Source organism: Microbacterium abyssi (assembly GCF_015277895.1).
Lineage (GTDB): Bacteria > Actinomycetota > Actinomycetes > Actinomycetales > Microbacteriaceae > Microbacterium > Microbacterium abyssi.
Map to the genome: position 1 here is coordinate 271,571 of NZ_CP063815.1, position 12,550 is coordinate 284,120.

8 protein-coding genes are annotated in these 12,550 nt (G+C 68.5%); 7 read left to right on the forward strand and 1 reads right to left on the reverse strand.

Annotated features, from left to right (window positions below; translation table 11 throughout):
- Nucleotides 1–73 precede the first annotated feature (73 nt).
- Entirely contained in the window at nt 74–1,129 is a 1,056-nt protein-coding gene (locus IM776_RS01380; RefSeq protein WP_228479850.1) for a DUF998 domain-containing protein, read from the forward strand.
- A gap of 9 nt (nt 1,130–1,138) precedes the next feature.
- On the opposite strand, the gene IM776_RS01385 is transcribed toward IM776_RS01380, so the two are convergent.
- The gene (locus tag IM776_RS01385) at nt 1,139–2,146 is read right to left on the reverse strand and encodes a LacI family DNA-binding transcriptional regulator (RefSeq protein WP_228479851.1); all 1,008 of its coding nucleotides are present in this window, start codon (nt 2,144–2,146) and stop codon (nt 1,139–1,141) included.
- A gap of 214 nt (nt 2,147–2,360) precedes the next feature.
- Between IM776_RS01385 and IM776_RS01390 the strand changes: the two genes are divergently transcribed.
- The 6 genes from IM776_RS01390 (at nt 2,361) to putP (ending at nt 12,499) form a co-directional block, all read left to right on the forward strand.
- The gene (locus IM776_RS01390; protein WP_194421310.1) at nt 2,361–4,379 is read left to right on the forward strand and encodes a beta-galactosidase; all 2,019 of its coding nucleotides are present in this window, start codon (nt 2,361–2,363) and stop codon (nt 4,377–4,379) included.
- Between the two features lie 107 nt (nt 4,380–4,486).
- Entirely contained in the window at nt 4,487–5,713 is a 1,227-nt protein-coding gene (locus tag IM776_RS01395; protein ID WP_194421311.1) for a sugar ABC transporter substrate-binding protein, read from the forward strand.
- 55 nt (nt 5,714–5,768) lie between these two features.
- Entirely contained in the window at nt 5,769–7,400 is a 1,632-nt protein-coding gene (locus tag IM776_RS01400; RefSeq protein ID WP_194421312.1) for an ABC transporter permease subunit, read from the forward strand.
- The gene (locus IM776_RS01405; RefSeq protein ID WP_194421313.1) at nt 7,400–8,311 is read left to right on the forward strand and encodes a sugar ABC transporter permease; all 912 of its coding nucleotides are present in this window, start codon (nt 7,400–7,402) and stop codon (nt 8,309–8,311) included. The genes IM776_RS01400 and IM776_RS01405 overlap by 1 nt, the downstream gene beginning before the upstream one ends.
- A gap of 27 nt (nt 8,312–8,338) precedes the next feature.
- Complete coding sequence (locus tag IM776_RS01410) at nt 8,339–10,891, forward strand: glycosyl hydrolase 53 family protein (protein WP_194421314.1); 2,553 nt, start codon at nt 8,339–8,341, stop codon at nt 10,889–10,891.
- A gap of 75 nt (nt 10,892–10,966) precedes the next feature.
- Nucleotides 10,967–12,499, forward strand: a complete 1,533-nt coding sequence (putP, locus tag IM776_RS01415) for a sodium/proline symporter PutP (protein ID WP_194421315.1) — start codon at nt 10,967–10,969, stop codon at nt 12,497–12,499.
- Nucleotides 12,500–12,550 lie beyond the last annotated feature (51 nt).

Sequence of the window (12,550 nt, forward strand, 5' to 3'; positions counted from 1 at the left end):
CGAACCGCCCTTCCCGCTGGTCGCGAAGGGCGGTTTGCGCGTTGTCGGCGCGGCTGCATGGTTCGATGGAGGCATGGACACCGAGCAGCGGATGGCGCGGGAGACCCGGGCGATCTGGGCCACGGTCATCTGCTTCGTCGCCGGCGCTCTGGCGGGCTCCGTCCTGCTGTGGGGCAATCCGCGGCCGGTCGCCGGGGACGGCTCGGTCGGAATCCCGGTCGCCGTGGTCGCGGGCGTCCTCGCCGCGGCATCCTTCGTGGTCTCGACGCAGCTCCATCGCCGCGGAGAACACGCCTCGATGCCGCGCTGGCAGGTCATCATCTCGTCGCTGTCCGCAGTCGCGCTGACGATCGCGTTCGCCGGGGTCACCGCCCTCGGGGTGCTGCTGGCCACCGAGGTGCTGGGCGTCGGGTTGCAGGGACTCGAGCTGCCGCCCATCGGCGGCGGCCTCGTCACAGGAGTCGCCGCCGCCGTCGCCGGGCGCCTCACGTTCGAAGCCGGCATCGGGCTGCGCACCTCCGATCTCGCGAACCTGCTGTTCGGCTACCTCATCATCGGCACGCTGTTCGCGATGCTCACGGCTGCCGACCCGCGCTGGTGGGAGCGCAACTTCTCGCAGCTCGGCATCGGCGCCGGCGCCTGGGCGTTCAACGGGACGCTCGTGGTCGCCGGCATCCTCATCGCCACTGTCGGGTCGTACATCGGCCGTGACCTGCACCGCATCCGCGGCGACGTCGCGCTCGGCCGGCTCGCATGGGTCGTCGCCCTGTGGGCGGCCACCGGGCTCGCGCTCGCCGGCGTCGGACTGCTGTCGCTGGAGCGGATCATCATTCTGCACAACATCGCAGCGCTGGCGACGCTGGTGCTGTTCGTCGCGGCCGGCATTCTGACCACGATCGTGATGCCCGGTCCGCCGCGAGCGCTGCTGCTGACCTCGGCCGGCATCGCGCTGCTGATCGTCGTCGCCGTCCTCCTGGCGTTCGTCTTCGATCTGTACCCGGTGACGGCGCTCGAGGCGATCGTGATCGGCCTCGGGCTGCTGTGGCTCACGACGCTCGTGCGCATCCTCGCCGTGTTCACGCCGGTCGGCACCAGGCCGTCCGTCCGCCGGTCGCTGCTGCGCGGTTAGGACCCCGCCTCAGGCGCTCTCGCGGACCACGAGCTCGGTGTCGAGGATCACCGACCGGGGCTCTGCGCCCGCGATCACCTCGAGCAGCACGTTCACCATCTGGGCGCTGATCTGCTCCCAGGGCTGACGCATGGTCGTCAGTGCCGGCTCATGCGTCGCGGCGAGCCCGGAATCGTCGAACCCGGCGACGGCCACATCCTCCGGCACGCGGAGTCCCGCGCGACGGGCCGCAGCGATCGCCCCGGCCGCCATCCGGTCGTTCGCCGCGAACACGGCATCCACACCGCGCTCCAGCAATCGGGTCATCGCCGCCTGTCCCGACTCGAACGAGTAGTCGCCGATCTGCACGCGCGCCTCGTCGAACCGGTCGCCCAGCTCCTCGCGGAAGCCGACGAGCCGGTACCGGCCGCCCGGTGTGTCGTCCGGGCCGGCGATCATCCCGATCCGCTCGTGGCCCTTATCGCGCAGGTGCGCGACCATCCTCCTGGCCGAAGCGGCCTCTTCGACCGACACCGTCGAGAGCTCGCCCTCGTGCCCGAGCGGAATGCCGCAGCTCACGATCGGGATGCCGTCATCGAGGAGCTGCTCGAGCAGGGGCTCCGACTCGTGCGACGAGATCAGAAGAACACCGTCGACGTGCCCGGCCCGGATGAAGTGGGCGACGCTTTCGCGCTCGGCCGGCGTTCCCGCGACGAGCAGCACCAGCGTCATGGAGCGCTGTGCCAGCGCCTCGGCCGCACCGCGCAGCAGCAGCGCGAACGTCGGATCGTCGAACAGCAGGTGCTGCGGCTCGGTGAGCAGGAACGCCATCGAGCCCGCGCGGCCGGTAGCGAGACTGCGCGCATGATGGTTGGCGGTGTAGCCGGTGGCGACGATCGCCTTCTCGACGGCGACACGGGCATCGGGCGAGACCCAGTGCCCGCCGTTGATCACGCGGGAGACCGTGCTGCGCGAGACACCTGCCTGCACGGCCACATCGCGGATCGTCGGTTTGCGCCGCGGGTTACTCTCGCTCACCGCACTGACTCTACTCACTCCGCGACCGCAATCGCGGAACGCCACTGGGACCGGTCTCAGTTGGGTAACGGTTCGTAACGGCCCGGTGGCGGTTCCGAGGCGCATGGGGTAGAACTGAGACCGGTCCCAGGATGACGCATCCGAAAACCTGAGACCGGTCCCAGCCTGGTTCGCCCTGCTGAGACAGCACCTGCACCGACCCGATGGAGTGACGATGACCGCCCCCCACGCCTGGCCCGAGCTCACGGGAATCGCCTATGGCGGCGACTACAACCCCGAGCAGTGGCCCCGCGAGACGTGGCGCGAAGACGTCGAGCTCATGCGGAACGCGGGGGTAAACCTGGTCAGCGTCGGCATCTTCTCCTGGGCGCTCATCGAGATCGCCGAGGGCGAGTTCGACTTCTCCTGGCTCGACGAGCTGCTCGATCTGCTGCACGAGAACGGCATCGCCGTCGATCTCGGCACCCCGACGGCCTCGCCGCCGGCCTGGTTCTTCGCCGAGCACCCCGACGCCCGTGTCATCGACCGCGACGGACGGGTGATGGGCTTCGGCTCCCGGGGCATGGCCTCGCACTCGGCGCCCGCGTACCGCGAGGCCATCGTCCGCTACGCCGACGCGCTCGCGGCACGCTACGCGCAGCATCCGGCCGTCGTCCTCTGGCACGTGCACAACGAGTACGGCGTGCCAGTGGGTGAGGATCACTCCGACCACGCGCAGGCGGCCTTCCGCGTCTGGCTGCAGGAGAAGTACGGCACACTCGACGCACTCAACAGCGCCTGGGGCACCGCTTTCTGGGGACAGCACTACACCGACTGGCAGCACATCAGCACGCCCACCACGGCACCCAGCGTCGTCAACCCCGCCCAGCGCCTCGACTTCGCCCGCTTCACCGACCACCAGCTGCGTGCGTGCTTCATCGCCGAGCGCGACGCCATCCGCGCGCACAGCGACCGCCCGGTCACCACGAACTTCATGGCCAACCAGAGCTGGACCACCGATCTGTGGGCGTGGGGCCGCGAGGTCGACATCGTCTCCGACGACCACTACCTGTGGGCGGCCGATGAGGACGCGCACATCGGACTGGCGATCGCCGCCGACCTCAGCCGCTCGGTCGGCGGCGGCAAGCCGTGGATCCTCATGGAGCACTCGACATCCGCCGTGAACTGGCAGCCCCGCAACATCGCCAAGCGTCCGGGTGAAATGGCGCGCAACTCGCTCACGCACCTGGGGCGCGGCGCCGACGGCATCCTGTTCTTCCAATGGCGCGCCGGCCGCTCGGGCGCCGAGAAGTTCCACTCCGCGATGCTGCCGCACGCCGGGGTCGATTCCCGCATCTTCCGCGAGGTGACCGCCCTCGGCGCGGACCTTCAGCGCCTCGAAGCCGTGCAGGGCAGCAGGGTCCAGGCCGAGGTGGCGATCCTGTGGGACTTCGAGTCGTTCTGGGCGCAGGACCTCGAGTGGCGTCCCACCGACGACGTGTCACACCAGGAGCGCATCCGCGCCTTCTACGAGCGGCTGTGGCGCGACGGCATCACGATCGACTTCGCTCTGCCCGGGCAGGACCTCTCGGCGTACAAGCTCGTGATCGCGCCGGCGCAGTATCTGCTGCGCGCAGCGGATGCCGAGAACCTCACCGACTACGTCGAGAGCGGCGGCACGCTGCTCGTCTCGTACTTCTCCGCCGTGGTCGACGAGAACGACGCCGTGCATCCCGGCGGCTTCCTCGCGCCGCTTCGCGATGCGCTCGGCGTCGATGTCGAAGAGCATCTTCCGCTGCGCGAGGGCCAGACCGCGGCCGTCACCACGGCGGTCGGCGACAGTTTGAACGCCGACCACTGGCAGGAGGCTCTCCGGCTGCACGGAGCCGAGGTCGTCGGCACGTACCGGGACGGGCCGGCCGCGGGAGAGGCGGCCATCACCCGCAACCGCCGGGGCGAGGGCACCGGCTGGTACGTCAGCACCCGTCTCGACGCCGAGGGACTCAGCCGGCTCATGTCGCAGGTGTACGCCGACGCCGCGGTCGCCCCGGCCGGACTGCCCGAGGACCTCGAGGTGATCACCCGGCACGGTGACGACGCGAGCTACCGGATCGTCATCAACCACGCGGACGACGACGCCGCACTGGCCGCCACCGGGCAGGACCTGCTCACCGGCATCGAGATCGACGACAGCTTCACGATCCCCGCGGGCGGCGTCGCCGTCATCCGCTCGAAGAAGACCCGCACCACCTGACACAACTCCACACGCTGCAGGTCGCCCGACCCGCAGCACACACCGGTCGTAATGATGCGACTCGCCCAGCGAAGCGCATCAGCGACCACAGACAGATTGGAACCAGCATGCGCAAGCACATCGGAGTCGGCGCGTTCGCGCTGGCAGCGGCCGTCGTCCTGACCGGCTGCAGTTCGAGCGCCCCGGAGACCGGCGACGACGTTCCGGCCGGCGACGGCGCAGAACTCGTCATCTGGACGGATGCCGAGCGCGAAGCGGCGCTCACGGCCGCCGCCGAGGCGTTCGAGGAGGAGACCGGGGCCACCGTCACCCTCGTGCAGAAGAACTTCGAGGACCTCCGCAACGACTTCATCGCGCAGGTCCCGACCGGTGAAGGCCCCGACATCACGGTCGGCGCGCACGACTGGCTGGGAGCGCTCGTCGCCGCCGGCGTCGTCGACACCATCGATCTCGGCGACACCGCCGACGAGTTCGAGCAGGTCGCGCTGGACGCCATGACGTATGACGGCCAGCTCTACGCCCTTCCGTACTCGCTGGAGACCATCGCACTCATCCAGAACGTCGACCTCGTGGGCGATGCGGCACCGGCCACCTGGGACGAGATGATCCAGAGCGGCATCGACTCGGGCGCGGAGCGGCCGTTCGTGATCAACACGGCCGGCGAGACCGGCGACGGCTACACGATGTACGGCTTCCAGACCTCATTCGGCGCCCCGGTGTTCGTGCAGGACTCCTCGGGGTCGTACACGTCCGAGGTCGGCATGGGCGGTGCCCCTGGTGAGGCGTTCGCCGACTGGCTGGGTGCCAACGGCTCCGCGGGCACCGGATACATCTCCACCACCGTCGACTACGACATCAACAACGAGCTGTTCTCGTCGGGCAAGGCGCCCTACACGATCCAGGGGCCGTGGGCGATGAGCACGTTCGAGGGCATGAACGTCACGGTCAACCCGATCCCGTCGGCCGGCGGCGAGACGGCTGCCCCGTTCGTGGGCGTGCAGGGCTTCTACCTCTCCAGCGAGAGCAGCAACGCGCTGCTCGCGCAGGAGTTCCTGGTGAACTACCTCGGCACCGAGGACGCGCAGCGCGCGCTCTACGAGGCCGACCCGCGCATCCCGGCGTGGAGCACGCTCGCCGAGGAGGTCTCCTCCGACCCGATCACCGCCGGTTTCGTCGCCTCCGCCCAGGACGGCGTACCGATGCCGTCGATCCCCGAGATGGGATCGGTCTGGGATCTGTGGAACGCCGCCCAGGTGCAGATCATCAACGGCGCCGATCCGGTCGCCACGTGGAACACCATGATCACCGACCTCGAAGCCACTCTGGCCGGTTGATCCATCGGTGCGGGAGGCGAGAACGCCTCCCGCACCGCACGAGAAGGAGCCATTGATGCCGACCGAGACACCGACCGAGATCGACACCGCGACCTCTCGGCGCGCCCCGAGCGCCGTGCGCGAGTCCCACGCCAGGCGCTGGCGCGGATTCGGATGGGGCTTCATCGTCAAGCTCGCGCTGATGGCGCTGATCAATGCCTTCGGCATCATGACCGCGATCGCCGCGTGGCGGGTGGAATCGTGGATCGTGCTGGCGGTCATCGTCGTGCTGGTCGCCGCCGCCGACTGGGTGTACTTCAGCAAGAAGATGCTGCCGATGAAGTACCTGTTGCCGGGGCTCGTCTTCCTGCTGGTGTTCCAGATCTTCATCTTCGGCTACACCGCCTACATCGCCTTCACCAACTACGGCACCGGGCACATCGGCACCCAGGAGCAGGCCGTCGAGGCCGCTCTGATCCAGGGCGAGCGACGACTCGACGACTCGCCCACCTATCCGCTCTCGGTGGTGCAGCGCGGCGACGAGCTGGGGTTCGCGGTCGCGACAGACGATGACGGCGTGCTCGTCGGATCCGCCATCGATCCTCTCGCAGAGGCTCCCGATGCCTCGGTCGGGGCCAGCGGAGCGCCGACCGAGGTTCCCGGCTGGGCCGTCCTGCCCCGAGCCGCCGTGCTGTCGGACCCCGCGCTGCAGTCTGAGATCACCCAGCTGCGGGTCCCCGTCTCCGACGACCCCAACGACGGCTCGATCCGCACCCGCGAAGGATCGACGGGCGCGGTCTACGAGTCGACGCTGATCTGGGATGCCGACGCGCAGACGATCACCGACACCTCCACCGGAACGGTCTACAGCGCGAGCGACCGCGGAAGCTTCGTCTCGGACGACGGGGAGGCGCTCCCCACCGGCTGGTACGTGAACGTCGGCTTCGAGAACTTCCTGAAGCTGTTCACGGATGCCACGCTCGCGAGCACCCTCGGGAGCGTCACGATCTGGACCTTCGCCTTCGCGATCCTCTCGGTCGGACTCAGCTTCGCCGTCGGACTCGGTCTTGCGATGGTCTACAACGATCCGAGGGTCAAGGGCCGGCGCATCCTGCGCGCGCTGTTCATCCTGCCCTACGCGTTCCCCGCCTTCATGGCGGCGCTGCTCTTCCGCGGCATGTTCAACGCCGAGTTCGGCGTGATCAACGAGCTGTTCTTCTTCGGCGGCCACATCAACTGGCTCGGAGATCCGTGGCTCACCAGAGCCGCGGTGATCTTCGTCAACGTCTGGTTGAGCTATCCGTACTGGTTCCTGGTGTGTACGGGCGCGCTGCAGTCGCTGCCCGGCGACACGCTCGAGGCGGCCGAGATCGACGGCGCCGGGCGCTGGCAGCGGTTCCGGTCGATCGTGCTGCCGCTGCTGCTGGTGTCGACGGCTCCTCTGCTGATCGCATCCTTCGCGGTCGCGTTCAACAACTTCACGGTCATCTACACGTTCAACAACGGCGGGCCGTCGATACCGGGCGCACCCTATGCGCTGGGTTCGACCGACATCCTCGTCTCGGCGATCTACGACGTCTCCGGCGTCTCGGGCGGCGCATCGGACTACGGTCTCGCGAGCGCCCTGTCGATCGTCGCGTTCGTCGTCATCGGCATCATCTCGGCCGTGAGCTTCCGCCAGACCCGCAGACTCGAGGAGTACCAGTGATGTCCACTCAGACAAGAGCAGTGGTGACCGGATCCTCGGATGCCACGGCATCCCGCGCCGGCGCACGTCGACGCCGCTGGTGGGCCGAAGTCGGCTGGAAGTACGGCCTCGCGGCCGTCGTGCTCGTTTTCGCGGCGTTCCCGCTCGTGTACGTGCTCTCGGCGTCGCTGAATCCGCAGGGCAGCCTCGCGGCGAGCAACGACCTGTTCGCCGTCGTCGACATCGCCAACTACGTCGCACTCGGCGAATCCCGCTACTGGGTGTGGTTCGGGAACACCCTGCTGATCGGCGTGGTCACGTCCGTCGGCTCGGTGATCATGGGAGCGGCCGCCGCGTACGCGTTCTCGCGGTTCCGCTTCACCGGACGCCGCGTCAGCCTGACCACGCTGCTGGTCGTGCAGATGTTCCCGCAGGCGCTCGCGTTCGTCGCGATCTTCCTGATGCTGCTCACGATCGGCGAGGTCATCCCGGCTCTCGGCATCAACTCGAAGATCGCCCTCATCTGCGTGTACCTCGGCGGTGCACTCGGGGCGAACACCTTCCTCATGTACGGCTTCTTCAACACCATCCCGGTCGAGATCGACGAGTCGGCGAAGATCGACGGCGCGAGCCACGCGCAGATCTTCTGGAAGCTGATCATGCCCCTGGTCGTGCCGATCCTCGCGGTCGTCGCCCTGCTGTCGTTCCTGGCGTGCTTCGGGGACTTCATCCTGTCGAAGATCATCCTGACCTCCGAGGACAACTGGACGCTCGCCGTCGGCATGTACCAGTGGGTCTCGAACCAGCTGACTTCCCGCTGGGGGCTGTTCGCCGCCGGTGTCGTCATCGCCGCGGTCCCCGTGCTCGCCCTGTTCTTCTCCCTGCAGAAGTACATCGTCGGAGGACTCACCCAGGGCGCCGTCAAGGGCTGACCCGCTCCCGCTCACCGAAAGGCCGTCATGCAACGTCGCACACGTCCCCTCCTGTCCGCAGCCCTCGCCGCCCTCACCGCGCTCGTGCTGATCGGCACGGCAGTGCCATCGGCCACCGCGTCGACGGCCGTGCCGTCCGCGGCATCCGCGCCCGTCGACGCCACGATCACCGTGCCCCGTGTCGAGAACCTCCCCGCCGACTTCATCGGCGGCGTGGACGTCTCCTCGGTGCTCTCGCTCGAGGCATCCGGCGTCGTGTTCCGCCATCCCGACGGCACCCCGGGCGACCTGTTCGACATCCTCGCCGGATCCGGCGTCACGGATGTGCGCGTGCGCGTGTGGAACGACCCGTTCGACGCATCGGGCAACGGGTACGGCGGCGGCAGCGTCGACGTCGACCGCGCGATCGAGATCGCAACGCGGGCGACGGATGCCGGTCTCGGCGTGCTCATCGACTTCCACTACTCCGACTTCTGGGCGGACCCGGCCAAGCAGCAGGCGCCCAAGGCGTGGGCGGGGCTGGATGCGGACGAGACGGCCGTGCGCGTCGAGCAGTTCACGCGTGACGCCGTGCGGCGGCTGGTCGCGGCCGGCGTCGACCTGCGGATGGTGCAGGTGGGCAACGAGACCAACGGCGGCGTCGCGGGCGTGACCGGCTGGGACGACATGGCGAAGGTGTTCTCCGCCGGGGCGGCGGCGGTGCGCGCCGAGGCGCCGGACGCGCTCGTCGCCGTGCACTTCACGAACCCCGAGCGGGCGGGCTTCTACGCGAATGTCGCCGCTCAGCTCGACAGCCGAACCGTCGACTACGACGTCTTCGCGTCCTCCTACTACCCGTTCTGGCACGGCAGCCCCGAGAACCTCACGGCCGTCCTGACGCACGTCGCCGAGACCTACGACAAGAAGGTCATGGTCGCCGAGACCTCGTGGGCGTACACGCTCGAGGACGGCGACGGGCACGGCAACGTGATCGACCTGCCGGAGGAGGCGACGCGGTACCCGGTGAGCAGGCAGGGTCAGGCGAGCGCCATGCGCGACGTCGTCCAGGCGGTCGCCGACGTCGGAGACGCCGGTCTCGGCGTCTTCTACTGGGAGCCGGCGTGGCTCCCGGTCGGTCCGCCGGAACAGCTCGAGCAGAATCGGGCGCTCTGGGAGCGCGACGGATCGGGCTGGGCGTCGAGCTACGCCGGAGAATACGATCCCGAGGACGCCGGGCAGTGGTTCGGCGGATCGGCCTGGGACAACCAGGCGCTGTTCGCCTTCGACGGCACCGCTTCTGATGTGCTGAACATCTTCTCGTATGTGCGCACGGGAGCCGTCGCCCCTCGTGAGGTCGATGCGGTTCTCCCGGTCACGATGACGCTCACCGAGGGGGATGCCGTCGAGCTTCCCGCCGTGGTCACGGTGACCTACACCGACGGCACGAGCGAACAGCATCCGGTCACGTGGTCCGGCGCCGAAGAGATCGACGGCCCCGGCGTCTACACCGTGACGGGTGTCACAGATACGGGGCTCTCGGCAACCGCCGCGATCACGGTCAACGCGCGGAACTTCCTGCGCAACGGCGGGTTCGAGGAGGAGGATCTCAGCATGTGGGCACCGTCGGGGGAGGGCCTCACGCTGCGCGCGTGGGACGACCCGCGTTCGGGTACGCATTCCGCGCACTTCTATGCGGATGCCGCGTACTCGTTCACCCTCTCGCAGACCGTCTCCGGGCTCGACGAGGGCTGGTACCTCGCGCGCGCCGCCCTGCAGGGCGACGGCGAAGGCGCGGACGGCGCGGTGACGCTGTCGTTGTCGACCGACGTGCATTCCGGAGAGCCCGTCGCGTTCGGTCTCGACGGCTGGCGGGCATGGTCCGTCCCGGCGACCGGCGCGGTGTACATCGGCGCGGACGACGTCGCGACCGTGACGGTGACAGGAACTCTCCCCGCCGGAGCATGGGGAACGCTGGACGACCTCGAGCTGGTTCGGGCAGCTGCCCCGGCCGACGGCGCGACGGCGGTGCCGGCGCGCGGGGTGCTGTCGCACGACAACGGGCACGACACCGGACTGCGCGACGGCGACTACACCGTGACCATGAACCTGTGGTGGGGCCAGAACGCCACGCTGCTGCGCGTCTTCGAGAACGGCGCGCCGATCGCCGCCGTGCCGCTGACGTACGACGGCCATACGGCGCAGACAGCGCGCATCCCTGTCACCGGCCGGACGAACGGAACCTACGAATACACCGCACACCTGGTCAACTCTCAGGGCGCGACCGAGGTCGTGCCGGTCACGGTGACGGTGAAGGACGTCGCTCCCGGAGCGCCCGTGCTCTCGAGCGACAACAGCGATCGCGACGGCAGCTTCACGATCACAGGCGACATGTGGTGGGGCACGAACGCCACCGGCTATCGGCTGTTCGAGGACGGCGTGCTGCTGACGGAGGGGACGCTCGCGGCGAAGACGCCCGCAGCCCAGCGGGTCTCGGTGCCGGTGACCGGCCGCGAGGCCGGTGCGCACACGTACCGGATGGAGTTCAGCAACGCCGCCGGAGTCGCTTCCAGCAAGGAGCTGAGGGTGACCGTCGACCGCTGATGTGCGCGGAGGTCTGGCCTCCGGCATCCGTCCCTGTCAGTATCGGGGGAACCGATCTGCAACGAAAGGACGACGATGTCCGATCAAGTGTTCATCTTCATCGCACTGGGGCTGTACTTCGCGGCGATGCTCCTCATCGGATATCTGGCGTTCCGCCGGACCACCGATCACGAGGACTACATGCTCGGCGGACGGAACCTCCCGCCGTGGGTCGCCGCGCTCAGCGCCGGAGCATCCGACATGTCCGGCTGGCTCGTCATGGGTCTGCCCGGTGCGATCTACCTCTCCGGTCTCATCGAGGCGTGGATCGCCGTGGGCCTCACGATCGGCGCGTATCTGAACTGGCTGCTCGTCGCGCCGCGCCTGCGCGCGTACACCCAGGTGTCGCGCAACTCCATCACGGTGCCGAGCTTCTTCGAGAACCGGCTGCGCGACTCGTCGCGACTGCTGCGGATCCTCGCCGGCGTCGTCATCCTGGTGTTCTTCACGCTGTACATCTCCAGCGGCATGGTCGCCGGCGGCGTGTTCTTCGAGAGTTCGTTCAACTCCGACTACCTGCTCGGCATGATCCTCGTCGCCGGCGTCACGCTGCTGTACACGCTGTTCGGGGGCTTCCTCGGCGCCTCCTTCACGGATGTCGTTCAGGGCCTCATGATGGTGATCGCCCTGATCGTCGTCCCCCTCGCCGCGGTGATCGCAATCGGGGGCTTCGGCGAGATGGGGGCGGCCATCGACGAACTCGCGCCGAACCACCTGTCGCTCATCGGCGGGACTGCCCTCACCGGCGGCACCGTGCTGGCGATCGTGTCGGCGCTCGCCTGGGGCCTGGGCTACTTCGGCCAGCCGCACATCATCGTGCGGTTCATGGCGCTGCGCAGCCCGCGTGAGGCCAAGAGTGCGCGCAGGATCGGCATGACCTGGATGATCCTCTCGCTGGTGGGTGCGGTGTTCTCGGGTCTCGTCGGCATCGCCTACATGGCGGCGCAGGGAATCGATCTCGGCAATCCCGAGACGGTCGTGCTGGTGATGTCGCAGACACTGCTGCACCCGTTCGTCGCAGGACTCGTGCTCGCCGCCGTGCTCGCCGCGATCATGAGCACGATCTCCAGTCAGTTGATCGTGGCGTCGTCGGCTCTCGTCGAGGACCTGTTCAAAGTGGTGAAGAAGGAGCCGTCACCCAAGCTGCTGGTGCTCCTCGGGCGACTGACCGTGCTCGGCGTCGGCATCATCGCGGCGCTGCTCGCGATCGTGCCGAACGACACCATCCTCGGGCTGGTCTCGTTCGCATGGGCCGGCTTCGGCGCGGCGTTCGGTCCACTTATCCTGCTGAGTCTGTTCTGGCGGAAGCTCACGAACTGGGGTGCGCTCGCCGGGATGTTCACCGGCGCCGCCGGCGTCTTCGTGTTCAAGGCGATCTGGCCGGAGCTGTACGAACTGCTGCCGGGATTCATCTGCGCCATGATCGTCGCGGTCGTGGTGAGCCTGCTCACGCACCGCGATGGCTCCGAGCGGCAGAACGAGATCCTGCAGGAGTTCACCGACACCGGCACCCTGCTGACGGTCAACGGCGTCGGTCGCGGAGCACGGGCCGATCGCATGACGCCGTAGGCGTCGAATCGGGCGGCTGCCGAAGATAAGGCATCTGCCCGATGCCGCGGG

What these genes read in the sequence shown, in the direction of transcription:
- IM776_RS01380 (WP_228479850.1), top strand. Translation starts at nt 74, where the DNA reads ATGGACACCGAGCAGCGGATGGCGCGGGAGACCCGGGCGATCTGGGCC.
- IM776_RS01390 (WP_194421310.1), top strand. Translation starts at nt 2,361, where the DNA reads ATGACCGCCCCCCACGCCTGGCCCGAGCTCACGGGAATCGCCTATGGC.
- IM776_RS01395 (WP_194421311.1), top strand. Translation starts at nt 4,487, where the DNA reads ATGCGCAAGCACATCGGAGTCGGCGCGTTCGCGCTGGCAGCGGCCGTC.
- IM776_RS01400 (WP_194421312.1), top strand. Translation starts at nt 5,769, where the DNA reads ATGCCGACCGAGACACCGACCGAGATCGACACCGCGACCTCTCGGCGC.
- IM776_RS01405 (WP_194421313.1), top strand. Translation starts at nt 7,400, where the DNA reads ATGTCCACTCAGACAAGAGCAGTGGTGACCGGATCCTCGGATGCCACG.
- IM776_RS01410 (WP_194421314.1), top strand. Translation starts at nt 8,339, where the DNA reads ATGCAACGTCGCACACGTCCCCTCCTGTCCGCAGCCCTCGCCGCCCTC.
- putP (WP_194421315.1), top strand. Translation starts at nt 10,967, where the DNA reads ATGTCCGATCAAGTGTTCATCTTCATCGCACTGGGGCTGTACTTCGCG.